The sequence below is a fragment of the Rhodococcus sp. IEGM 1307 genome (assembly GCF_030056915.1).
Taxonomy (GTDB): domain Bacteria; phylum Actinomycetota; class Actinomycetes; order Mycobacteriales; family Mycobacteriaceae; genus Rhodococcus_F; species Rhodococcus_F opacus_D.
Map to the genome: position 1 here is coordinate 393225 of NZ_JASHKW010000001.1, position 23611 is coordinate 416835.

Here is a 23611-nt window from a genome sequence, read left to right on the forward strand (position 1 = left end):
CGTGCCGGGCGAACCAGCTGCACCGGCCAGCATAGGCCTTCGGCCCGTGCGCCTTTTTGGTAGCCCCAACTACCAAAAAGGCGCACGAGCCCGGAGGGCCTACAGCCAGCCGTTCGACTCCGCAGCGCGGACGGCCTCGGCTCGGGTGCTGGCGCCGGTCTTGCCGATCGCCGAGGAGAGGTGATTGCGCACGGTACCTGCGGACAGGAACAGTGCGGCCGCGATGGAGGCGACCGGCGCACCGTCCCGCGCCGCCCGCAGCACGTCCGTCTCCCGGTCGGTGAGCGGCGATTCCCCGCTGACGAGACTGTCGGCGGCGAGCGCGGGGTCGACGACACGCAGTCCGGCATGGACGCGCCGGACGGCGTCGGCGAGCTGCCGGGCCGGGGTGTCCTTCACGACGAACCCCGACGCACCGGCCTGCAGTGCCTTGCGCAGGTACCCGGGACGACCGAACGTCGTCACGATCAGGACGCGGGTCTGCGGCATCTCGGCCCGCAGTGCCGCGGCCGCGGCGATTCCGTCCAGACCGGGCATTTCGACGTCGAGGAGCGCGACGTCGGGGGAGTGCTCGCGCGCCGCCGCGACGACCTCGTCGCCGCGCCCGACCTCCGCGACGACCGTGAGGTCCGCCTCCAGGTCGAGCAGGGCGGCGAGGGCACCGCGGACGAGTGCCTGATCGTCGGCGAGCAGCAGCCGGATCGTCACGAGGCCTCTTCCTTCAGCACGTGCAACGAGAACCCGCCGGGTTGCGGATGGGTGATGACGACCCGGGCTCCGGCGGCGGCGGCACGCTCCCGAAGGCCCACCAGCCCGTTCCCGTGCACGGATTCACTACACCCGGCGCCGTCGTCGACGACGGTGACCTCGCGTTCGCCCACCGTGACCGAGCAGTGCGTTGCGCCGCTGTGCCGGACCACGTTCGTGACACCCTCCCGGACGGTCCACGCGAACAACTCGCGCAGTCCGGTGGGTACCGACTCGGTGCTGTTGGGCAGCTCCGCCTCGATTCCGGCCGACCGCAACGCTTCCCCGGCCCGGGCGATCTCCACCGGAAGCGACAGCCCCCGGATTCCCTGCACGGCCTGCCGGACGTCCGCGAGCGCGTCGCGGGAAAGACGTTCCAGGTCCGCCACTTCGGTGCGGGCCCGGTCGATGTCGATGTCGAGGAGCCGGCCGACGAGTTCGGCCTTGACGGTGATGACGGTGAGGGAATGCCCCAGGATGTCGTGAAGGTCGCGGGCCATCCGGGTGCGTTCCTCCTGCACTGCGAGCCGTTCGCTCGCTTCCCGTTCCCGGACCAGTTCGATGTTGCGGTTGATCAGCTTGGTCACCCCGAACATCGCGAACGCTGCCGCGCACACGCCCAGCGAGAGCCCGGTGCCCGACCCCCAGTCCAGCACCGTGGAGATCACTTCCACGAGAACTGCGACGGTCAGGGCGGTGATCCCGCCGAGCCACGCGGGGAACAGCATGATCGCGGAGACCGCGAGGAAGACGGCGGCGGACAGCCCCGACGGCCCGACGGCGACCACCATGACGACTGCGAGCCCGAACAGCGCCACGACGAGCGGCACCGCCTGGTTCAGCGGCGGCCGAAACTCGTTGTGCGCGCGCCGGGTATGCGACCACCGGAACATCGCGAGGTACGTCACCGCGAAGGCGAGCGTGGCGATCATCCCGATCCACCCGCGGACGTGATCGCGGGCGGCCCAGCCGTCGAGGAACGGCTGGAACAGGAAGACCGTCCAGGCGGCGGCGAAAATGAATCCGAAACGGCCCCATCGTCTGGTCACGACGGGGCCGTCGGGGGTGGTCACGGCAGTCACGATACCGCCGTCACACTCGCTCGGTGTCGCGCTGGAACCGCCACGCCGCACCGCCGACGAAGATCGCCAGCCACACCGCGACGTTGAGGAGCCACGTCCACTGCATCGCGTCACCGGTGAGCGGCGCGTGCACCAGCTGACTCAGCCCGTACGTGGGCATGAACTGCGCGATCGACGCCCACACCGAACCGTCCTGCAGCGGCATGAACAGCCCGCCCGCGAAGCCGAGCACGGCGAGCCCGGGGCCGAGGATCTGCATGACGTTCTCGCTCGGCAGCAGGTACCCCATGAACAGGCCGAACGCGGCGAACACTGCGGATCCGAGCCAGGTGATCAGGGCCGTCGTGAACCACAGGGACGTGTCCATGTGGACCGACGTGAACGAGCCCACGAGGTAGACGACGCCGACGGCCCCGAGTCCGAGCATCATCGCGACGAGCACCTTGACGAAGATGTAGACCCCGGGGGACATGGGGGTGAGCCGCAACTGCCGGCTCCACCCCGACGCCCGTTCCACCGACACCATCGCGCCGCCGCTCGTCGTCGCGATCATCGCGCCGTACAGCGCCATGCTGATCATCACGTACGCCGAGATGTTCCCGTTGCCTGCGCTCTCCCCCGAGTAGCTGGGGTTCAGACCGAAGATGAGGAAGAAGACGACCGGCATGACGAGAGTGATGATCATCGTGCGCCGATTGCGCAGCAGCCGGCGCAGTTCGAGCCCGAGAAGGGTGGTGTTGAGTCCGCCGAGCGGGGGAACGCGGCGGGGTGCGGTGAGGGTGGTCATCAGTTCGATCCTTCCGTGGCGGAGTCGTCGGAGGTGAGTGCGATGAACGCGTCTTCGAGTCCTCGGGAGACGATTTCGAGGTCGCAGGCAGGCGTCTGCGTGAGGAGGTGGCGGGCCACGGCGTCGGTGTCCGTCGAGTGGACGAGGACGCTGTCACCGCGCACCTCGATGCTGTCGGCGCCGGGAATCGCGAACAACTGTTCCCTGTCGGCGCCCGGGAAGTGGGCGCGAACCGTGCGTCCCGCGGCCAGTGCCTTCACCTCGGCGGCGGTGCCGTCGGCCACCACTTTTCCCTTGCGCACCAGCACGATCCGGTCGGCGTAGGCGTCGGCCTCCTCGAGATAGTGCGTCGCGAAGACCACCGTCCGGCCGCTGTCCGCGTCGGCGCGGATCGCCGACCAGAAGTCCCGCCTGCCCTCGACGTCCATGCCGGTGGTCGGCTCGTCGAGGATCAGCAACTCGGGATCGGAGAGCAATGCCATCGCGAACCGTAGTCGCTGCTGCTGACCACCGGAACACTTGCCCACCAACCGGTTTCCGAGATCGGCGATACCGGCCCGGGTGAGGACCTCGTCGACCGGCCGGGTGTCGGCGAACAGGCTCGCGGTGAGCCGGACGGTCTCCTCGACCGTCAGCTCCTTCAGGAGCCCGCCCGTCTGCATGACCGCCGAGACCAGCCCCTTCGCGATCGCGGTGCGCGGATCGGTGCCGAACACGGACACCACGCCGGCTGTGGGGCGGGACAATCCGAGGACCATGTCGACGGTGGTGGTCTTGCCGGCGCCGTTGGGTCCGAGGAACGCGACGATCTCGCCGGGCCGGATCTCGAGGTCCAGCCCCCGGACGGCGTGAACGTCACCGAAGTGCTTGTGGACGCCTCGCAGGCTGACTGCCGGAGCCGGCGACGCGGAGGCCTTCGTGGAGGTGCGGTGCTCTGTCGATGTCATGCATTCAGCGTGCGATCCGGACGGCCGCACACCCCCACACGTCCGTCACGACCTCACCGTGACAAATGTCAGGGGCCCGGGGTAGGTGTGGCGCCGATCGGGGGCAGCCGTTACTGTGGGCGCCATGCAGCGCGCATATTTCTGGTTTAGCAGGCCGGCCCCGGGTGGGCCGGTCGGCGTAACCACGCGCTGACTTCTTCCACCCCAGAGCCGGATTACAGACCGGCTCGCGGGAATCTCCACAGTCTTCGAGGGCCGGCCTGAGAACAGGAACCCGAACCCATGACTGTCACTCTCGACACCACTACCAGCAGTGATCGGCTGGACGACCAGCGCACCGTGAGCATCAGCCCGCTGGTGGCCCCGTCCGTGGTCCGTGCCGAGCATGCCCCCGACGACGTCGCGTCCGCGACCGTCCGCTCCGGCCGCGCCGACACGGTGAACGTGCTGAACGGCGACGACGATCGACTGCTCGTCGTGGTGGGCCCGTGCTCGGTGCACGACCCGGACGCCGCCATGGACTACGCCCGCCGGCTCGCCGCGAAGGCCGAGGAATTGCGCGACGACCTGCACATCGTCATGCGGGTCTACTTCGAGAAGCCGCGCACCACGCTCGGCTGGAAGGGTCTGCTCAACGACCCGCACCTCGACGGAACGTTCGACATCGACACCGGGATCCGCATGGGCCGCAAGCTGCTGCTCGACGTGTCCTCGCTCGGCCTGCCGGTCGGCTGCGAGTTCCTCGACCCGATCATGCCGCAGTACATCGCGGACCTCGTCACGTACGGCGCGATCGGTGCCCGCACCGCCGCCAGCCAGGTGCACCGCCAGCTGTGCAGCGCGCTGTCGATGCCGGTCGGGATCAAGAACTCGACGGAGGGCGACGTGCAGGTGGCGGTCGACGGCACCCGCGCCGCCGCGGCGAGCCACGTGTTCCCCGGCACCGACCTCGACGGGCAGGCCGCGCTGATCCGCACGGTCGGCAACCCCGACTGCCACGTCATCCTCCGCGGCGGCAGCGACGGACCGAACTACGACGCGGAGACGGTGGCGGACACGCTCGCCCGGCTGCGCAAGGGCGGTCTGTCGGAGCGGGTCGTCATCGACGCCAGCCACGGCAACAGCAGCAAGAACCACGAGAAGCAGGTCGACGTGCTGAACGACATCGCGGCCCGGCTCGAGGAGGGAGAGAAGGGGATCGTCGGTGTGATGGTGGAGAGCTTCATCGAAGCCGGTCGTCAGGACCTCACCCTCGGAAAGGCCGAGGACCTCACGTACGGCCAGTCCATCACCGACGCGTGCATCGACTGGAACACGACGGCGGCGCAGCTGGACCGCCTCGCCCAGGCAGTGGCCGCACGTCGGAAGTGATCACCGCACGCCTCTCGTGCGGAACTGCACGCTGATCCGCGGTCCGAGCGGGCGGGTGCTCTTCGGTACGCAATGCTCCCAGGTGCGCTGGCAGGAACCACCCATCACCAGCAGGTCACCGTGGCCGAGCGAGTACCGGATCGAGTGCCCGCCGCCGCGCGGACGCAGCAGCAGCGGACGCGCGGCGCCGAGCGAGAGGATCGCGACCATGGTGTCTTCGGTGCGGCTCCGGCCGGTGTCGTCGCCGTGCCAGGCGACGCTGTCGGAACCGTCGCGGTAGAAGCAAAGCCCGGAGGTGGCGAACTTCTCGCCCAATTCGGGTAGGTAGTGCCTGCTCAGGGCGTCGCGTGCCGCGACCAGCAGCGGGTCGGGGAGCGGCTCGCCCTCCCGGTAGAACCGGACGAGTCGCGGGACGTCGACCACCCGGTCGTACATCTGGCGCCGCTCCGCCTTCCACGGCACCGTCTCCGCGAGGGTCGTGAACAGCTCGTCGGAACCGGTCAGCCACCCCGGACGCACGTCGACCCACGCTCCCGCCGTGAGCGTGCGACGCTGCACCGTCGACCCGAGCTCACCCAGCTCGACACCGAACGACGCGTCGTCGAACAGTGAAGCCTGGAGCGCATACCGCGCATCCGCGGAAGTCATGCCGCCATGCTACCCGATATTCGAACGTATGTTCACACGATTTTTCTCGAGGCGGCAGTCGCCACTCAGACGCACCCCTTCTTGGTTCGCGCACTCATTTTCGGGCCCTGGAAGGGGTGCGGCTGCGAAGAAGTGGTGCGTCTGCACGGAAGCCCGGGGAACGGCGGCGGTTATTACCGCGGCACCGCCGGCTCGCGGTCGTCGCCGGTGTCGACGGTCGTCTTCTGCCTGCTCGGCCACCAGAAGGCGCGACGTTCGAGTGCCGACAGGCTCGGTACCAGCATCGGGGCCATCGCGAAGGCGGCGATGGCGACGCCGATCGCGACGCCGAAGCCGAGTTCGGCGAGGTTGGCCAGTCCGGTGAGGGTGAGGGAAGCGAAGGTCAGTGCCAGGATCAGACCGGCGGCGGCGACGGTGGGGGCGTCGTTGGAGACGGCGATCCGCGCGGACTCACGCGGGGTGTACCCGTTGCGGAATTCCTCGCGCAGTCGCGAGGCCAGCAGGATGTTGTAGTCGGTGCCGATCGCGACGACGAACAGGTAGAGCACGATCGGAATCGAGAAGTCGATCCCGTCGTAGCCGAGGCCGTGCAGGAACAGGAGCACCACGGCGCCGAGTGTGGCGACGAACGTGAGTGCCACGCACACCAGCAGGTTGAGCGGGGCCAGCACGGCGAGCAGCAGCAGGGCGAGAATCAGCGCGATCGCGACTGCGGCGACGGGGAACACGAGGCGCGTATCCGCCGCGAGTTGCGCGCGGACGTCGACGAACGTGGACGTCTGCCCTCCCACAACGACTTCCGAACCGGGGACCGCGCCGTGGGCGGTGTCGCGGATCGGTCCCTCGACGAGGTCGAGGGACGCGTTCGAGTACGGGTCGTCGGCGAGTACGACGTTGACGAGCGCGGCGCGACCGTCCTGACTGGGTCGCGGCGGGGCGACCGAGGACACGCCCGGCACCTGTGTCAGAGCGGTGACGAGCGGGGTCAGCGACGCGGGATCGAGCGGCCCGGGAGCCACGACGTACACCTGGGTCGGGCTCAGCGCACCCGCGGGGAAGGATTGATCGAGGGTGTCGAAGGCCTGCTGTGACGGCGTGTCGGAGGGCAGTTCCCCCAGCGTGTTGTACGTCGACTTGTAGCCGGACGCGAAGGAGGCGAGCGCGATCAACACGACGCCGATCGCGATGGCGAACACGGCTGGGCGGTGCCCGATCGCGGCGCCGATCGACGCGAACGGGGTGTGAGGGCTGTCGTGCCCCGGTCCGAGCGGCCAGAACAGGTGGCGTCCCAGCACGGTGAACACGGCGGGGACGAGCGTCAACGCCGTCACCAGCATGAGGGCCACGGCGACGATGAGTCCCGGCGCGAGCGTGGTGAGCGAGCCGAGTTTCGCCAGCAGCAGGGCGGCGAAAGCGACGATGACCGTGAGCGCCGACGACGCCACGACGCGCCCGACGACGTCGGTGGAGAACACGAGGGCTTCTCGATGCATGTCGGTGGTGGACCCAGCCGCGGCCTGCTGCCGGAGGCGTTCGCGATAGCGGAACAACAGGAAGACGATGTAGTCGGTGCCGACACCGAAGAGGACGACCACGAGGATGGATTGCAGCGACGTGCTGACCTGGAAGTCGAACAGATCGGCGAGCACGGCGGTCAGTCCGGTGACCACCGACAGCACCACGCCGATCACGAGAACCGGCAGGGCGGCGATGACGGGGCTGCGGAAGATCAGGCCGAGCAGGGCGAGGATGACGATCACCGTGGCGATCGTGATGACCTTGTCGGCGTTGTCGTAGGCGGCTGTGGTGTCGACCTGAATGGCCGCGTTCCCGGTCAGCCCGCTCACGAGGCCGGTGCCGTTCAGTTGCTGCTCTGCGTCGCCCCGGATGACCGGCACGGCATCGTTGACCTGGTCGTCGCCGGGTTGTCCGTCGAACACCACCTGCAGTGCGGCAGCCTTCCCGTCGGCGGACAGCGACGCAGGCGACCCTTGCACGCTCACCACTCCTGGGATCGCCGAATTCTGCAGCGAGGTCGCGAGATTCAGTGCCGTCTGCTGGTCGGCGGGTGTCAGCGGGGCGGCGTCTGCACGGACCACCACCAGGCTGCCGGTGGCACCGGACAGGCTCGGGAAGTATTCGTTGCCGACGGCCTGCGCCTCGGAGGACTCGAAAGTGCTGGGCAGGAACGTCTGCTGGTTACCGGTGGTGTAGTCGTCGAGACTCGGTGCGAACAGGATGACGGCTATTGCGGCGACTACCCAGGTCGCGATGACCTGCCACGGGTGTGCGACCACGGTGCGCGCGATGTAGGCAAACATCATTCCCCGTTCCGGGAGATGAAGGTTCGGCCGGCGCCCGGCCGGGCGGTCGAACCGTGCCAAGCCATCGTCGCATGCACGGCGGCGCGAAGGCTATGGGTTTCACGGCATCGACAGACCGCGGCCCCGCCCCGACATCAGGGAGCGGGGCCGCGGTACGTCATGGTGCTCGTTACCGCAAGGGGGTGAAATCCCGGCTGCCGAGGTAGTCGGGGCGCGGCGCGGGCGCCGAGAACGGATCCGTCAGGGTGTTCTCGACACTGTTGAACACGATGAAGAGGTTGGACCGCGCGAACGGCGTGATGTTGCCGTTCGACCCGTGCATGCAGTTGGAATCGAACACGGTGGCGGAGCCGGCCGGTCCGGTCATCATCTCGATGCCGTACTCGTTCGCCATCCGGGTGAGCGTCGGCTGATCGGGCGACCCGGTGGGGGGAACGTAGCTGACCAGCGATTCCTTGTAGTAGTCCTCGGGGGTCTCGCCGGCGCAGGAGACGAACGCGCGGTGCGATCCGGGCATGATCATCAGCCCGCCGTTGTGCCCGTAGTTCTCGGTGAGCGCGATCGAGATACTCGCGGCGCGAGGAGTGGGCATGCCGTCCTCGGCGTGCCAGGTCTCGAAGTCGGAGTGCCAGTAGAACGGGCCGCCGGTGAAACCGGGCTTGAAATTGAGTCGCGACTGGTGGACGTAGACGTCCGAACCGAGGATCTGCCGGGCGATACCCACCACCTCGGGGCGGCGGATGATCTCGTCGACGACGTCGCTGAGGCGGTGGACGTCGAACACGGAACGGACGGCGCCGTCGCCGTTCTCCCGTACGACGCGGTCGTCGCCGCGCAGCGTGTCGGTCTCGGCGAGGCGGGTCATCTCGTCGACCAGGTTGAACACGTCGCGTGGTGGGATGATCGACTCGGCGGAGTGATACCCGCGTGCGTCGTAGACGGCAATCTGATTCGCGGTGAGCGGACCGGAGCGGGTATCACCCCGTTTCCCGTCCGACCAGGTGACCGGATCCTGGCGGACGGTCATCGTGCACTCGTTGCGGTCCCTCGTGGGGTAGTTGTCGGCTACGGCCGTACGCATAACTCGTGTTTCACCCTTTCGGATTGGACAACGCTTTACTCTTCCGACGTTCCCACTGGTCGTCGACGAATGCAACCCGGACACAGGTCCACCGAGGCCGGACTGGACCGCGACGGCGCGGCGCCGCGGTGGGATCGTCACGGGCATGATCGATTCGGCGTCGGTACTCGGAGTGGCGGCGATCGCCCTCGGCATGGTTCTCACACCGGGACCCAACATGGTGTATCTGGTCTCGCGCAGCATCACTCAGGGCAGGGCGGCGGGACTGGTCTCGCTGGCCGGTGTTGCTCTCGGATTCCTGTGCTATCTGGCTGCTGCGACACTGGGCATTTCGGCGGTGTTCTCCGCCGTCCCGCAGGCCTACACCGCGCTGAAGCTGGCGGGCGCGTGCTATCTGGGCTGGCTGGCCTGGAAGGCGTTGCGGCCCGGCGGGCACACGCCGTTCGCTCCGTCCCGGGCGCTGCCCCGGGATTCGTCCGCCCGGCTGTTCCTGATGGGACTCACGACCAACCTGCTCAATCCGAAGATCGCGGTGATGTACCTGGCGCTGATCCCGCAGTTCGTCCACCCCGGCGCCGGGCCCGTGTGGTTGCAGAGCCTGCTGCTGGGCACCGTGCAGATCGTGGTGGCGCTCACCGTGAACGCGTTGATCGTCTGCGTCGCAGGAACTCTCGCGGCGTTCCTGTCCGGACGCCCGGTGTGGCTGCGTGTGCAGAAGTTCGTGATGGGAAGCGTCCTCGGCGGCCTCGCCGTTCACCTCGCCCTCGACCGGACGCGGCCCGCGACGATCTGAATCGGCAGTGGCCTGAATCATGCACACCTGAGCATGTTTCGCGGGTACCGTCGGAAGCGATGACGACGAAGGGGCGAGAGATGACCGGGACCATGCGGGCGCAGCGATTCCATGCGGACACGAAAATCATTGCTGTGGAGGATGTTCCGATCCCGAAGCCCGGTCCCGGTGAAGTGCTCGTCAAAGTGGAGTTCTGCGGCATCTGCCATTCCGACCTGAGTCTGATCGACGGCACGTTCCCCGCGCTGCTGCCCGAGGTGACCCAGGGGCACGAGGCGTCGGGCACCATTGCGAAACTCGGTGCCGGAGTATCCGGCTGGTCCGAGGGAGACCGCGTCGTGCCGTCCGCGGGCAGGCCCTGCTTCGGGTGCCGAAACTGCCGCCGCGGGGACCTCACGAACTGCCTGAACATCCAGCTCATGGCGTTCGCCTACGACGGCGCGTGGGCCGAGTACACGGTGGCGCAGGCCGGGGGCCTGACCCGTATCCCGGACAACGTTCCTTTCGAACAGGCGGCCATCCTCGCCGACGCGGTGTCGACGCCGTTCGGCGCGGTCGTGCGCACCGGCAAGGTGGTGGTCGGGGAGACCGTCGGGGTGTGGGGTGTGGGCGGAGTCGGCACCCACATCGTGCAGCTGGCACGTCTGGTCGGCGCTGTCCCGGTGATCGCGTTCGACATCAATCCCGCTGTGCGGGAACGTGCCCTGGAGCTCGGGGCCGATTACGCGTTCGACTCCCGGGACGAGAACCTGAAGGAGAAGGTCGCCGAGGCGACGGGCGGCCGGATGCTCGACGTCGCGTTCGACGCGGCCGGACTGAAAGTGACATTCGAGCAGGCACTCGACTGCCTGACGGTGGGTGGCCGACTCGTCGCGGTCGGGCTGAGCGCGCAGGAGGCATCGGTGGGAACGACCGCACAGTTCGGGCTGTCCCAGAAGCAGGTGCTCGGCCACCTCGGCTACAAGAACGTGGACATCGAAACCCTCGCCGAACTGGTGTCCCGTGGCCGGCTCGACCTATCGCGGTCGATCAGCGAGATCGTCCCGCTCGAGGACGTCGCGAAGGGCATCGAGAAACTCGCGAACCACGAGGGTGATCCCATCCGGATCCTCGTCAAACCCTGAGACCGGCAGGTGCCGGGATTCGGCTGGCCGGGACCTGTCGGTGCCCCGCTGTACCGTCGGGCCATGGGATATGAATTTCAAGTCACAGTGGACTCGGAGAACCCGCATACCCTGGCCAAATGGTGGGCGCAGGCGCTCGGCTGGGAGGTGGAGCCGAGCAACGAGGAGTTCATCCGCGGGCTCGTCGAGGCCGGCCACGCGCAGGAGTCCGACACCATGGAGTTCGAGGGTGTCCTGGTCTGGCGGGAGGGTCAGGCGATCCGCGATCCGGAGCACCCGGAGCGCCCGCGTGTGCTGTTCCAGCTGGTTCCCGAACGGAAGACGGTGAAGAACCGGCTCCACCTGGACATCAGGGTCGGGGACGCCCGTTACGAGGTGGCCGAGAAGCTGGAGCAGTCCGGCGCCACCGTGCTCCACCGCGGCCGGCAGGGGCCGAGCGAGTGGGTCACGATGGCAGACCCCGAGGGCAACGAGTTCTGCGTCAGCTGACGCGCTGTCACGCTCCGCGGTAGGAACTCGGGGTGCTGCCGGTCCAGCGTTTGAAGGCGCGACGGAACGCACTGGGCTCGGAGAAGCCGAGCCGCGCCGACAGGTCCTCCACGGTCTCGCCGCGTCGGAGCCCGGCCACGGCGGCGTCGCGGAGCACTTCCTCGCGCAGCTGATTCAACGACGTCCCCTCCTGCCGGAGCAGGCGGCGCAGGTGGGGGACGCTGATCGACAGCATCTCCGCGATGTCCTCGGCCGTCGACGTCCGGCCTTTCATGCCCAGCTCGAGGACCCGGCGCACCTGCGCCGACGCCGTGCTGTCGTAGTCACGCTCCGACATCAGCAGCGTCGGTGACTCCCGGAGGTAGTCCTCGAGCGTCTCCTCGGTCTGGATGATCGGCGCCCGCATGACCGCGTTGTCGAATTCGATTGCGGGAATGTCGGAATCGAAAGTCACGGGGACGCCGAAGATGTGATCGTAGTTCTCGGCGAGCTGCGGCAGCGGCGCCGGATACGGCAGTTCCACGGCCAGCAACCGGACCCTCTTGCCCACGAGCCACGCCGCGAAACGGTGGAGCAGGATCAGCAGGAAATCGGTGGTGACCCGCGTGGCCTCGAGCGACGACTGCACGTCCTCGGTGGACCGTTCGGCCGCGGCCGGGCGGATGTCGATGGTCATCCGGGTTCCGCCGTTGATACCGGGACCGATGTGCAGCGCGGGCAGTGACGGCAGGGCGCGCAGGATGTCGGCCATCCGCTCGAGGGCGGCGGACAGGTCCGCGGTGTGGATCAGGGCGAGGCAGACGAGCCGAAACGTGCCGCGGGGGACCGGGGCCGGCCCGAGGCCGAACAATTCGTCGCCCGTGATCTGCCAGACCGCCTGGGTGAACGCGGTGACCTGGGTCGGCGTCAACCGGGCCAGCGGATCCTCCAGCGACGCCGCCGTGATTCCCGCCGCCGACAGCGCGGGGGAGAGATCGACCCCACTGCGCGCCGACAGTTCGAGCGACCGCCGCACGAAGTCGGCGGGGATGGTGCGGGCAGTCACGATCCGGGCTCCCCGAGGGTCCGGAGTCGCCGCGCCGCCTCCTCGAGCACGTGGTCCTGCTTGCAGAACGCGAACCGCACCAGCGGGTTCCACGGCTGCGGATGGTCGGTGAACACGCTGACCGGCACCGCGGCCACGCCGATGCGCTCCGGAAGCCTGCGGCAGAAGTCGATGCCGTCGCGTTCACCGATCGCGGTGATGTCGGCGCACAGGTAGTACGTGCCGCCGCCCGAATGGACCTCCAGACCGGACGCGACGAGAGCGTCGTACAGCACGTCCCGCTTGGCCTGGAGACTGTCCCGCAGCTCTTTCACCCACTGCTGCTCGTGGCTCAGCGCATGCGCCACGGCGGGCTGGAACGGTCCGCCGCCGACGAATGACATGTACTGCTTCGCGGTCCGGACGGCGTCGATCAGTTCCGCCGGACCGCACGCCCAGCCGATCTTCCAGCCGGTGACGTTGAACGTCTTGGCGGCGCTCGACACCGAGACGGTCCGTTCGTACATTCCCGGCAGAGTGGCCAGGGCGGTGTGCGTCCGGCCGTCGAACACCAGGTGCTCGTACACCTCGTCGCTGAGAACCAGCAGGTCGTGCTCGCACGCCAGCTCCGCGACGGCGGCGATCTCCTCCGGGGTGAACACGGTGCCGGTCGGATTGTGCGGGGTGTTGATCACCAGCATCCGGGTCTTCGGCGTGATCGCGGCCCGCAGAGCGTCGAGGTCGACGACGAACTTCGTGCCGGAGCGGGCGAGCGGCACACTGCGGCGTACCGCCCCCGCCAGCGCGACAGACGCCGCGTAGGAGTCGTAGTACGGCTCGATCAGCACCACTTCCTCACCCGGTTCGACCAGCCCCAGAATGGCGGCGCTGATGGCCTCGGTGGCGCCGACGGTGACCAGCACCTCCGAGTCGGGGTCGTGGTCGAGCCCGTACCGGGCCAGGCGGTCGGCCGCGACCGCCTGGCGGAGCACGGGCATGCCGGGGCCGGGCGGGTACTGGTTGAGCCCGTCCGCGATGGCTCGGCGCGCGGCGTCGAGCATGGACGCGGGACCGTCGGTGTCGGGGAAACCCTGACCGAGGTTGATGGCGTCGTGGCGCACGGCGAGCGCGGTCATCTCGGCAAAGATGGTGGACGCGAACGGCTGCAAGCGCTGGACGGTGCGGTTGCGCGGCGTTGCGGGCATTACTGCAGCGTAGTCGGTGTGACGGCGAGGGTTGCACACGGCCGCGTCACGTTCTGCAGGGCTGTCTCGTCTTCTCTGTAGACGGCGCGCGAAGGGCGCCCGGTGACGATGGAGGACGCAATGCCCCGCATTCCCGCAGTGGCCCCGGCGGACGCGAGCCCGCTGGTGAAGGTCGCCTACAAATATGCTGCCCACAAGTTCGACGAGGTACCCGAACCGTTCACCGTGCTCGCCCATCACCGCAAGCTGTTCGTCGCGTCGGCCCGGCACGAGCTGGCGGTGCAGAAGGCGTCGACCGTGCTTCCCGCGAACGTGCGGGAGATCGCCGTCTACCGCGTGGCGTGGACGATCGGCTGCTCGTGGTGCGTGGACTTCGGCACGATGCTGCAACGCCTCGACGGCCTGGACGTGGAGCGGCTCCAGCACATCGCCGACTACGCCGACTCGCCCGCGTACAGCGAGGACGAGCGCGCGGCCATCGCATACGCCGACGCGATGACGGCGACGCCCACCACGGTCACCGACGAACAGGTGGCGGACCTCGAGCGCCGGTTCGGCCGGGCCGGTGTCGTCGAACTGTCCTACCAGATCGGCATCGAGAACATGCGCGCCCGGATGTACTCGGCGCTGGGCATCACGGAACAGGGTTTCGGCACCGATTCGTGCCGGGTGCCGTGGGCCGACGATGCGGCGGTCACGAAGAATGGTCCGGCAGCCTGATCCCGCCGAACTTCTCCGGATTGGCGATGTCGTACGCCGCGTAGACGAGTCCGTCCCGGACGGTGAACCCACCCACTCGCGGCGGCGAGCTGCGGTGGGCCTCGTCGCCGGTGAGTGCGGCACTGAAGAAGCCCAGCTGGCCGTTGACCAGGGCCGGCTGCATGACGGTGAACACCGCCGGCCCGTACCGCTTGATGAGGCCGAGGAAGAAGCGGGCGAACTTGTCCGCGCCGTGGATGACGTTGACGGCGGTGCTCGTGGTGCCGTTGGCGTCGCCGATGACGAGGGCGTCCGGGTGCAGCGCCGCGATCACCGCGTCGAGGTCGCCGGCGGCGAGTGCCTCGAGCAGTCGCTGCACGGCGACGGCATGCTCGTCGTCGGGGACGGCGGGTGTGGTTGCGGCAGCGGCCTTGCGGGCCCGCGACGCGAGCTGACGCGCCGCGGGCGTCTCGATGCCGAGAATCCCGGCAACCTCGTCGAACGGGACCCCGAAACCGTCGTGCAGCACGAACGCGACCCGTTGTGCAGGGGTGAGCGTGTCGAGCACGATCAGCGCGGCGAGGCGGTTGTCCTCGTCCCGGACGACCGCTTCCAGCGGGTCCGGCTCGGCCGACGGCGACAGTCCGGTGACGATGGGTTCCGGAAGCCATTGGCCGACATACTGTTCCCTCCGCACCGCCGCCGACCGCAACCGGTCGACGCAGATCCGCCCGACCACCGTCGTGAGCCACGGCCGGAGGTCGCGGATGTTCGCGGCGTCCGCGTCGTCGAGTCGTAGCCAGGACTCCTGCACGGCGTCCTCCGCGTCGCTGACGCTTCCCGTCAGCCGGTACGCTACGGAGAGCAGATGCGGCCGGTGGGACTCGAATTCGTCTACCAGCGTGGCAGTGGGCATGCCGATATCCTACGTGCGGTCCAGACATAAAATCCGTCGTGTGCGTAACCGTTGACCCTGGTGGTGGGTCCGGACGTATGGTGTGGCGACCACACCACCTCCAGGGAGTCTGCCATGTTCCAGTGTTTCGGCTGTCGTAGCTGACCTGGCTTTTTCGCACCCCTTTTTCTTCTGCACGTCCTGCTCACCCGTCCGGCGACCGCCGGGCGGGGTTCGGGAGTGCGCTCGCACGACCCGCCGCTTCGCCGTGGGCGGGCAACACACACTAGGAAGACCTTCGATGATTCGTCCACGTTTCGCGCGGACTCTGGCCGCAGCGGCCGCCCTTCTCACATTCACCAGCCTTGCTGTCGCGTGCTCCAGTTCGGAGACGACCACGACAGCCGACGGGAAGACGGTACTTCGCTACGAGGGGACCACGGGACAGGTCTCGTTCCCGGAGCTCGCGGCCGACCTGGGCTACTACCAGAAGGTCGAACTGAACTGGATCGGCGACACCACCAGTGGGCCGCAGAGCATTCAGAATGCCGCCACCGGGCAGACCGACTTCGGTGGCGCGTTCAACGGTGCGGTGCTGAAGCTGGCCGCGGCCGACTCGCCGATCACGTCCGTCATCGGCTACTACGGCTCCGACAAGGAGACGTTCAACGGGTACTACGTGCTCGACGGAAGCCCGATCACGTCGGCACGTGACCTGATCGGCAAGAAGGTCGGCATGAACACGCTCGGCGCACACCACGAGTTCCTCGTGCGTGAGTGGCTGGCGCGGGAGGGGCTGACCCCGGACGAGATCAAGCAGGTCGAGCTGACCGTGGTGCCGCCGGTGAACACCGAACAGGCGCTGCGGCAGGGTCAGATCGACGTCGGCACGCTCGGGAGCGTGTTCCGCGACAAGGCAGTCGAACGCGGCGGCATCCGCCCGCTGTTCACCGACGAGTCCATCTTCGGTTCCTTCACCTACGGATCGCTGCTGTTCCGCAACGACTTCATCGCGAAGAACAAGGACGCCGTCGCTGACTTCGTGCAGGGCACGGCCCGCGCGATCCGCTGGACCCAGACGACTCCGCGCGACGACGTGATCGCGAAGTACAAGGACATCATCACCAAGCGCGGCCGCAACGAGACCACCGACCTCGTGGACTACTGGAAGTCGCCGGGTGTGGCGGGTCCCGGTGGCGTGATCACCGACAAGGAGATCGAGACCTGGATCGACTGGCTCGTCCGCAACGGGGAACTCGAGGACGGCAAGCTCACGCCCGCCGACGTCTACACCAACGAGTACAACCCGTACGCCAACGGCACGTACCCCGCCGACAGCGGCCCCGACGGACAAGCGCTGGCCGCCAAGTGAACTCCACCCCAGGTCCCCACGAGAAGAAAGTGATGTCGATGTCCCACTCCCGGTTCCGGCGAGGCGCCGTGCGCGCCCTCGCGGCGACCGCAGCACTGTTCACGTTGGCCTCGGGAGTGGCGGGGTGCGCCGGCTCGTCGGATACTGCCACCACCGAGGACGGGAAGACGGTCCTGCGCTACCAGGGGTGGGCCGGGGACGTGGGATTCCACGAACTCGCCGAGGACCTGGGGTATTACGACAAGATCACGCTCGAATGGGTCGGCGACACCACCAGCGGCCCGCAGGACATCCAGTCGGCGGCCACCGGCGACATCGAGTTCGGCTCGGCATTCAACGGAGCCGTCGTCAAGCTCAATGCCGCGGGGGCACCGATCACGTCGGTGCTGAGTTCCTACGGTGCGGACGCCGGTGAGTACACGGGATACTTCGTGCTGGACGGCAGCCCCATCCGCTCGGCGCGCGACCTGATCGGCAAGAAGGTCGGGATGAACACGCTCGGTGCGCACCACGAGTTCCTGGTCCGGGAGTGGCTGGCCCAGCAGGGGTTGACCCAGGACGAGATCAAGCAGGTGGAGCTGACCGTCGTCCCGCCGGTGAACAACGAAACGGCCCTGCGCGAAGGTCAGATCGACGTGGCTGCCATCAACGACATCTTCCGCGAAACGGCCCAGGAGCGTGGGGGCATCCGGCCGCTGTTCACGGACCGGGATCTGTTCGGCGCCTTCAGCTACGGCACCTACGTGGTGCGCGACGACTTCCTGGCGAAGAACAAGGACGCCGTCGCGGACTTCGTGCAGGGCACGGCCCGGGCCATCCGATGGACCCAGGTCACTCCGCGTGAGGAGGTCGTCGCACGGTTCGAGAGCATCATCGACAAGCGTGGCCGCAACGAGAGCGACGAGGCCATCGGCTACTGGCGCAGCTCCGGGATTCCCGTCGCCGGGGCCGTGATCCAGGAGAAGGAGCTGCAGACCTGGGTCGATTGGCTCGTCCGCAACGGTGAGCTCGACGAGGGCAAGTTGACCGCAACCGACCTCTACACCAACGAATTCAACCCGTACGCCAACGGCACGTTCCAGCCCGAGAGCGGGCCCGACGGAGAAGTACTGGAAGGACAGAAATGAGCACCACCGCCTCGAACCCCGATCGGGTTCAGACGCCCAAGCTCCGCCTCGAGCACGTCACCAAGCAGTTCGACGTGCGCGGGTCCAAGGACAAGTTCACCGCGATCGAGGACATCGACATCGATCTCGCGGACGGCGAATTCCTCGTCCTCGTCGGTCCGAGTGGTTGCGGAAAGTCCACGCTGCTCGACCTGCTCGGCGGGCTCAGCACCCCCACATCGGGTCGGATCCTGCTCGACGGGCAGCCGGTGACCGGGCCCGGTCTCGACCGCGGAATCGTCTTCCAGCAGTACGCACTCCTGCCGTGGCGGACGGCCCGGCACAACATCGAGTTCGGGCTCGAGGCCAAGGGACTGCCCAAGAAGGAACGGCGCGAACTCGCCGAGCACTACCTCGAGCTCGTCGGCCTGAAGGGGTTCGGCGACCGGTACCCGCACGAGCTGTCGGGCGGCATGAAGCAGCGTGTCGCGATCGCCCGCAGCCTCGCGTTCGATCCCGAGGTGCTGCTGATGGACGAGCCGTTCGCGGCGCTCGACGCGCAGACCCGTGAGTCGCTGCAGGACGAACTGCTGCGCATCTGGAAGGCCACCGGCAAGACCATCCTGTTCATCACGCACGGCATCGACGAGGCCATCTACCTCGGGCAGCGGGTCGCGGTCCTGACGTCGCGGCCCGGCCGGGTGAAGACGTTCGTGGACATCGACATCGACCGCAGCGGCGAGGACGTCCGGTCCAACGAGCAGTTCCGGCACTACCGCCACCGCATCTGGACGCTGCTGCACGGCGAAGTGGAGCGTGCACAGGTAATCGAGAAGGAGGAAGCACATGTCTAGCGCACTCGCGTCACCGGAAGCTCCCGTTGCAATCGATCGGCCCGGGACGTCGGCTCCGTCGCCCGCTTCCACCCCACCGCAGCCGGGTGCCGTCCAGCGTGCCGGCGCGGCACTGCGTCCGATCGCCTGGCGGATCCTCAAGCCGTCCGTCGCGATCGTCGCCTTCCTGGCGCTGTGGGAGATCGCTCCGCGGGTCGGTCTCGTCGACGAGGTGTTCTTGCCCCCGTTCACCACGGTGGTCGAGGCGTTCTTCGACCTGGTGCAGAGCGGTGAGCTGTGGCAGCACGTGTCCGCCAGCCTCTCCCGCGCCCTGATCGGATTCTTCGTGGCGGTCGTGATCGCGATCCCGCTGGGCATCGCGATCGCCTGGTACCGCCCGGTGTCGGACTTCCTGAACCCGATCCTGGAGCTGTTCCGCAACACGGCGGCGCTGGCGTTGCTCCCGGTCTTCATCCTGATCCTCGGCATCGGTGAGGAGTCCAAGATCGCCCTGGTGATCTACGCGTGCACCTTCCCGATCCTGCTGAACACGATCTCCGGTGTGCGCACCGTCGACCCGTTGCTGATCAAGTCGGCGTCGTCGCTGGGACTGTCGCCCGTGCGCCTGTTCCAGAAGGTCGTGCTTCCCGCCGCCGTTCCCACCATCTTCACCGGCATCCGCATGGCGGCGGCGTCGTCGATCCTCGTGCTGATCGCCGCCGAGATGGTTGGGGCCAAGGCCGGCCTCGGTTACCTGATCACGGCCTCCCAGTTCAACTTCCAGATCCCCAACATGTATGCGGGCATCGTCGCCATCTCGGTTCTCGGGCTGACGCTCAACGCCGTTCTCGTACTGATCGAACGCAGGCTGTCCCGCTGGCGGGTCTAGTCACTTACCGGAAAAGAAACTCCACATGTCACAGGATTCCCAGTTCCACCTCAACGCCTTTCTCATGGGTGTGGGACATCACGAGGCGGCGTGGCGCCATCCCCGCACCGAGGCGCACCGCGTTCTGGACGTCGCACACTTCCAGGAACTCGGCCGGATCGCGGAGCGGGGCAAGCTCGATTCGGTGTTCTTCGCGGACGGTCTCGCCGTCGGACCGCGGATCAAGCACAACACCCAGGCGATCTTCGAGCCCGTCACGTTGCTGTCGGCGATCGCCGTCGCCACCGAACACGTGGGACTGATTGCCACCGCGTCCACGAGTTACTCCGACCCGTACAACCTGGCGCGCAAGTTCACGTCGCTCGACCACATCAGCGGCGGCCGGGCGGGGTGGAACATCGTGACCTCGGCCGGTGCGGACGAGGCTGCGAACTTCGGCGTCGACGGCATCCCCGCACACAGCGGACGGTACGAGCGCGCAGAGGAATTCGTCGACGTCACGCTCGCCCTGTGGGACAGCTGGGAGGACGGCGCGGTGGTGCTCGACCCGGAGACCGGCGTGTTCGCCGACCCCGGCAAGGTTCACACCATCGACCACGACGGACCGCGGTTCCGGGTCAAGGGCCCGCTCAACTCGCCGAGGTCCGCCCAGGGGCGGCCGCTGCTGGTGCAGGCCGGCTCGTCCGAGAGCGGCAAGGAGTTCGCCGCGCGGTACGCCGAGGCCGTGTTCACCGCGCAGCGCACCCTGGAACAGGGTCAGGAGTTCTACCGCGACCTCAAGGCGCGTGTCGTCAAGCACGGCCGCAATGCGGGCGACCTGAAGGTGCTGCCCGGCATCGTGCCGTTCATCGCGGACACCGAGGAGGAGGCGAAGGCGCTCGAGCAGTCGTTCACCGACCTGATCTCGCCCGAGTACTCGCTGCGTCAGCTGTCCACGATGCTCGGTGTCGACCTCACCAAGCATTCCCTCGACGCCCCGCTTCCGCCGCTTCCGCCGCTGGACGAGATCCAGGGCAACAAGAGCCGCTACCAGCTGGTGAAGGACCTCGCGGCGGACGGTTCGCTCACCGTCCGGCAGCTGATCGGGCTGCTCGGCGGCGGACGTGGGCACCGCACGTTCGCCGGGACCCCCGAACAGGTCGCCGACGAGCTGCAGACGTGGTTCGAGCAGGGCGCGGCCGACGGTTTCAACATCATGCCGCCCTACCTGCCCGGCGGACTGGACGACTTCGTCGACCGTGTCGTCCCGATCCTGCAGCAGCGCGGACTGTTCCGGACGGAGTACACCGCGACCACCCTGCGCGGTCACTACGGTCTCACGGACGTCGGTAACCGGTTCGCGGGCGCGGTCGACGAAGCGAGCGCATGAGCGGCGAGACCGGTCTGAAACCTCTCGTCACCACCGTCTTCGTTCCCGCCGCGATCTTCGGCATCGGCCAGGGGGCCGCCGCCCCGGTCATGGCACTGACGGCCCGCGAACTGGGTGCGTCCGTGGCCGTGTCCGGGCTGATCGTCGCGGTCGTCGGGCTCGGCGCCGTCCTGGGCGACCTGCCCGCAGGCCGGATCGTCGCCAGGTTCGGGGAGCGGCGGTCCATCATCGGCGGCAGTACCGTCGGCGCCGCCGGAGTGCTGGTCTGTCTGCTCGCGCAGACACCCTGGATGCTGGGTGTGGGGGCACTGCTGACCGGGCTCGCCAACGCCGTGTGGGGGCTGGCCCGCCAGAGCTACCTGGCCGACGCCGTGCCGATCGGGCTGCGGGCCCGGGCGATGTCGTCGTTCGCGGCGATGTGGCGGCTCGGCTTCTTCGTGGGACCGCTGCTCGGCGCCGCCGTGATCCTGGTGGTCGGCGCCCGGGGCGGATTCATGGTGCAGTTCGTCGGCGTCGTCCTGTCCGGGTGGCTGATGTCGAGGGTCCCCGACCCGCCGCGGCGCCACGCAGGCACCGCCGGTACCCACGCGACGCTGCCGTCGATTCTGCGCCGGCACCGGAAGCTGCTGGCCACGCTCGGCGCCGGGTCGCTCCTGATGGGTGCGGCCCGCGCCTCGCGGGAGGCGGTGCTGCCGCTGTGGGCTGCCCATCTCGGACTCGACGCCGCCCAGGTCAGTCTCGTCTTCGGGGTCGGAGCGGCCGTCGATCTGCTGTGCTCGTATCCGGCCGGACACTTCATGGACCGGTACGGTCGCCGGTTCATCGCGGTGCCGTCGCTTCTGGTGATCGGGGTGTCCTACCTGGCGTTGCCGTTCTCGCACGATCTCCTGTCGATCGGGGTCGTCGCCGTCGTGATGGGCATCGGCAACGGGCTCGGCAACGGTGTGATCATGACGCTCGGCGCCGACATCGCCCCACCGGCGACCCGCGCCGAATTCCTCGCCGCCTGGCGGCTCACCCACGACACCGGCATGTTCGCCGGACCCTTCGGCGTCGGCGCGCTCGCCGCGGTCGTCCCGCTCGGGGCCGCCGTCGCCGCGATCGGGGGAGCGGCGCTGGTCGGCGCCGGCCTCCTGTTCCGGTTCATCCCGGTCTATTCCCCGTGGCCACCGCCGACCCCGCCGGAGCCCGATTCCTTACCGCTCGAAAAACAGGAAGCATAGGTACATTCGTTTCATGCGCTTCGGATTGTTCGTTCCTCAAGGTTGGCGTCTGGATCTCGTCGGAATCGATCCCGCGGATCAGTGGTCGGTGATGCGCGACTTCGCGTTGCGCGCCGATCAGGGTTCGTCCTGGGATTCCCTGTGGGTCTACGACCACTTCCATACCGTCCCGGCACCGACGGAGGAGGCCACGCACGAGGCGTGGACCCTCATGTCCGCGTTCGCGGCGGTCACCTCGCGGGTGCGTCTCGGCCAGATGTGTACGGCGATGAGCTACCGCAACCCGGCTTACCTCGCGAAGGTCGCCGCCACCACCGACCTCATCTCGGGCGGACGCGTCGAGATGGGTATCGGCGGCGGCTGGTACGAGCACGAGTGGCGGGCATACGGATACGGATTCCCCTCTGCCGGTGTGCGTCTCGGTCGCCTCGACGAGGGCGTGCAGATCATGCGTCAGGCCTGGGCCAACGGCATCGCGACCCTCGAAGGCAAGCACTACCAGGTCGACGGTGCCATCGTCCGCCCACTTCCGTTGCAGGAAGGCGGCATCCCGCTGTGGATCGCCGGTGGCGGCGAGAAGGTGACGTTGAAGATCGCGGCAAAGTACGCGCAGTACACCAACTTCGACGGCACACCCGAGGGCTTCGCGCAGAAGTCCGAGATCCTGCGGAAGCACTGCGACACCGTCGGCACCGACTTCGACGCCATCACCCGCTCGGCCAACTACAACGTCGCGATCGGCACCACCGAGGCGGAGGTCGAGCAGCGGTTGCTCACCCTGAAGGACCGGCTCACCCCCCACGTCGGCGCCGACGCCGCCGAGGGTGCCCTGGGAGCCTTCCGCGGAATGCCCGGTGTGGGAACGCCGGAGCAGATCGTCGAGAAACTGTCGGCGCTGAAGGAGCAGGGCATGTCCTACGGCATCTTCTACTTCCCCGAAGCCGCGTACGACACGTCGGGCATCGAACTGTTCGAGAAGGAAGTGCTGCCCGCGCTGCGTTGATCCATAGGCCGCCTCACCGGGCATAGAGTGGCGGGCATGTTCGTCGTCACCCTCGCCGCCGACACGCTGTGGCTGAGCCCGCCGGTCGTCACCGACGTCGACGAGATCTGCGCGGCATGCAGCGACGCGTCGATCGCCGAGTGGACGACGATGCCCGCGCCGTACGGCCGCTCGGACGCCGAGCAGTTCGTGCGGCAGACGGTGCCGTCCGGCTGGGCCGACCGCAGTCCCACGTGGGCGCTGCGCGAACGCGAGGACGGTCCCGTGCTGGGGATGATCGGTCTGATGGCGCGGGATGTGACGGCGGCGGAGATCGGATACTGGCTGTCGCCGGCGGCACGGTCGCGGGGCCTCATGACGACCGCGGTGAACCTGGTGTGCGATTTCGCGTTTCGGCCGGACGGTATGGGGCTCGAACGCATCGAATGGCGCGCGTTCGTCGGCAATCTCGACTCGGCGGCGGTCGCCCGCCGGGTGGGCTTCCGGTTCGAGGGCGTCCAGCGCGCCGGGCTCGTGCAGCGCGGCGTCCGGCGCGCTTCGTGGGTGGCCGCCCTGCTCGCCGGCGACCCGCGGCAACCGGCCGAAGGCTGGCCCGACTAG

At 68.2% G+C, this 23611-nt stretch carries 23 protein-coding genes; 13 read left to right on the forward strand and 10 right to left on the reverse strand.

The window, feature by feature from the left end; all coding sequences use genetic code 11:
* Positions 1-99 precede the first annotated feature (99 nt).
* Genes QM841_RS01850 through QM841_RS01865 form a run of 4 tightly spaced genes read right to left on the reverse strand, consistent with a single transcriptional unit; the run spans position 100 to position 3563 of the window.
* Positions 100-708 carry a response regulator transcription factor gene (locus QM841_RS01850; protein WP_061043544.1) on the reverse strand — a complete coding sequence of 203 codons (609 nt, stop codon included), beginning with the start codon at positions 706-708 and terminating at the stop codon, positions 100-102.
* Positions 705-1820 (reverse strand): sensor histidine kinase, encoded by a 1116-nt coding sequence (locus tag QM841_RS01855; protein WP_283330706.1) that lies wholly within the window; start codon positions 1818-1820, stop codon positions 705-707. Before QM841_RS01855 ends, QM841_RS01850 begins: the two co-directional genes overlap by 4 nt.
* Positions 1821-1839: 19 nt before the next feature.
* A complete protein-coding gene (locus QM841_RS01860) occupies positions 1840-2616 on the reverse strand; it encodes an ABC transporter permease (protein ID WP_283330707.1) in 777 nt (258 codons plus the stop codon).
* Positions 2616-3563, reverse strand: a complete 948-nt coding sequence (locus QM841_RS01865; RefSeq protein WP_283330708.1) for an ABC transporter ATP-binding protein — start codon at positions 3561-3563, stop codon at positions 2616-2618. Before QM841_RS01865 ends, QM841_RS01860 begins: the two co-directional genes overlap by 1 nt.
* 282 nt (positions 3564-3845) lie before the next feature.
* Between QM841_RS01865 and QM841_RS01870 the strand changes: the two genes are divergently transcribed.
* Positions 3846-4934, forward strand: a complete 1089-nt coding sequence (locus tag QM841_RS01870; RefSeq protein ID WP_283330709.1) for a 3-deoxy-7-phosphoheptulonate synthase — start codon at positions 3846-3848, stop codon at positions 4932-4934.
* Here the strand turns inward: QM841_RS01870 and QM841_RS01875 are convergent, their stop codons facing one another.
* The 3 genes from QM841_RS01875 to thpD form a co-directional block, all read right to left on the reverse strand.
* Entirely contained in the window at positions 4935-5582 is a 648-nt protein-coding gene (locus QM841_RS01875) for an alpha-ketoglutarate-dependent dioxygenase AlkB (RefSeq protein WP_283330710.1), read from the reverse strand.
* 173 nt (positions 5583-5755) lie between these two features.
* The gene (locus tag QM841_RS01880) at positions 5756-7906 is read right to left on the reverse strand and encodes an MMPL family transporter (RefSeq protein ID WP_283330711.1); all 2151 of its coding nucleotides are present in this window, start codon (positions 7904-7906) and stop codon (positions 5756-5758) included.
* A 169-nt stretch (positions 7907-8075) separates the two neighbouring features.
* Positions 8076-8987, reverse strand: a complete 912-nt coding sequence (gene thpD, locus QM841_RS01885) for an ectoine hydroxylase (protein ID WP_283330712.1) — start codon at positions 8985-8987, stop codon at positions 8076-8078.
* Between the two features lie 145 nt (positions 8988-9132).
* On the opposite strand from thpD, the gene QM841_RS01890 reads away from it, so the two are divergent.
* The 3 genes from QM841_RS01890 to QM841_RS01900 all read left to right on the forward strand — a co-directional run bounded on the left by QM841_RS01890 (position 9133) and on the right by QM841_RS01900 (position 11393).
* On the forward strand, positions 9133-9780 hold the full coding sequence (locus tag QM841_RS01890; protein ID WP_283330713.1) for a LysE family translocator: 648 nt from the start codon (positions 9133-9135) through the stop codon (positions 9778-9780).
* Positions 9781-9860: 80 nt separating this feature from the next.
* Complete coding sequence (locus QM841_RS01895) at positions 9861-10904, forward strand: zinc-binding dehydrogenase (protein ID WP_283330961.1); 1044 nt, start codon at positions 9861-9863, stop codon at positions 10902-10904.
* Between the two features lie 63 nt (positions 10905-10967).
* A complete protein-coding gene (locus QM841_RS01900) occupies positions 10968-11393 on the forward strand; it encodes a VOC family protein (RefSeq protein WP_280778644.1) in 426 nt (141 codons plus the stop codon).
* Positions 11394-11400: 7 nt separating this feature from the next.
* Here QM841_RS01900 and QM841_RS01905 read toward each other — a convergent pair whose 3' ends face one another.
* Both QM841_RS01905 and QM841_RS01910 read right to left on the reverse strand, forming a co-directional pair.
* On the reverse strand, positions 11401-12438 hold the full coding sequence (locus tag QM841_RS01905; RefSeq protein WP_283330714.1) for an AraC family transcriptional regulator: 1038 nt from the start codon (positions 12436-12438) through the stop codon (positions 11401-11403).
* Complete coding sequence (locus QM841_RS01910) at positions 12435-13622, reverse strand: pyridoxal phosphate-dependent aminotransferase (RefSeq protein WP_054247104.1); 1188 nt, start codon at positions 13620-13622, stop codon at positions 12435-12437. Before QM841_RS01910 ends, QM841_RS01905 begins: the two co-directional genes overlap by 4 nt.
* Before the next feature lie 120 nt (positions 13623-13742).
* Between QM841_RS01910 and QM841_RS01915 the strand changes: the two genes are divergently transcribed.
* A complete protein-coding gene (locus QM841_RS01915) occupies positions 13743-14342 on the forward strand; it encodes a carboxymuconolactone decarboxylase family protein (protein WP_054247119.1) in 600 nt (199 codons plus the stop codon).
* Here the strand turns inward: QM841_RS01915 and QM841_RS01920 are convergent.
* Complete coding sequence (locus QM841_RS01920) at positions 14317-15237, reverse strand: sigma-70 family RNA polymerase sigma factor (protein ID WP_283330715.1); 921 nt, start codon at positions 15235-15237, stop codon at positions 14317-14319. The two genes, QM841_RS01915 and QM841_RS01920, sit on opposite strands and share 26 nt — an antisense overlap.
* A 280-nt stretch (positions 15238-15517) precedes the next feature.
* Between QM841_RS01920 and QM841_RS01925 the strand changes: the two genes are divergently transcribed.
* From QM841_RS01925 to QM841_RS01960, 8 genes are read left to right on the forward strand one after another with little or no spacing between them, the layout of a single operon-like run.
* Positions 15518-16588: an ABC transporter substrate-binding protein gene (locus tag QM841_RS01925; protein WP_283330716.1), complete on the forward strand. Its 1071-nt coding sequence runs from the start codon at positions 15518-15520 to the stop codon at positions 16586-16588.
* 38 nt (positions 16589-16626) lie between these two features.
* A complete protein-coding gene (locus tag QM841_RS01930; protein ID WP_283330962.1) occupies positions 16627-17715 on the forward strand; it encodes an ABC transporter substrate-binding protein in 1089 nt (362 codons plus the stop codon).
* Positions 17712-18548 carry an ABC transporter ATP-binding protein gene (locus tag QM841_RS01935; protein WP_005244194.1) on the forward strand — a complete coding sequence of 279 codons (837 nt, stop codon included), beginning with the start codon at positions 17712-17714 and terminating at the stop codon, positions 18546-18548. Before QM841_RS01930 ends, QM841_RS01935 begins: the two co-directional genes overlap by 4 nt.
* Complete coding sequence (locus tag QM841_RS01940; protein WP_283330717.1) at positions 18541-19416, forward strand: ABC transporter permease; 876 nt, start codon at positions 18541-18543, stop codon at positions 19414-19416. Before QM841_RS01935 ends, QM841_RS01940 begins: the two co-directional genes overlap by 8 nt.
* Positions 19417-19441: 25 nt before the next feature.
* Positions 19442-20785 (forward strand): LLM class flavin-dependent oxidoreductase, encoded by a 1344-nt coding sequence (locus QM841_RS01945; RefSeq protein WP_009477994.1) that lies wholly within the window; start codon positions 19442-19444, stop codon positions 20783-20785.
* Positions 20782-22008, forward strand: coding sequence for an MFS transporter (locus QM841_RS01950; RefSeq protein WP_283330718.1), 1227 nt, complete (start codon positions 20782-20784; stop codon positions 22006-22008). Before QM841_RS01945 ends, QM841_RS01950 begins: the two co-directional genes overlap by 4 nt.
* A 13-nt stretch (positions 22009-22021) precedes the next feature.
* Complete coding sequence (locus QM841_RS01955) at positions 22022-23011, forward strand: LLM class F420-dependent oxidoreductase (protein WP_283330719.1); 990 nt, start codon at positions 22022-22024, stop codon at positions 23009-23011.
* A 36-nt stretch (positions 23012-23047) separates the two neighbouring features.
* Positions 23048-23611 (forward strand): GNAT family N-acetyltransferase, encoded by a 564-nt coding sequence (locus QM841_RS01960; protein ID WP_283330720.1) that lies wholly within the window; start codon positions 23048-23050, stop codon positions 23609-23611.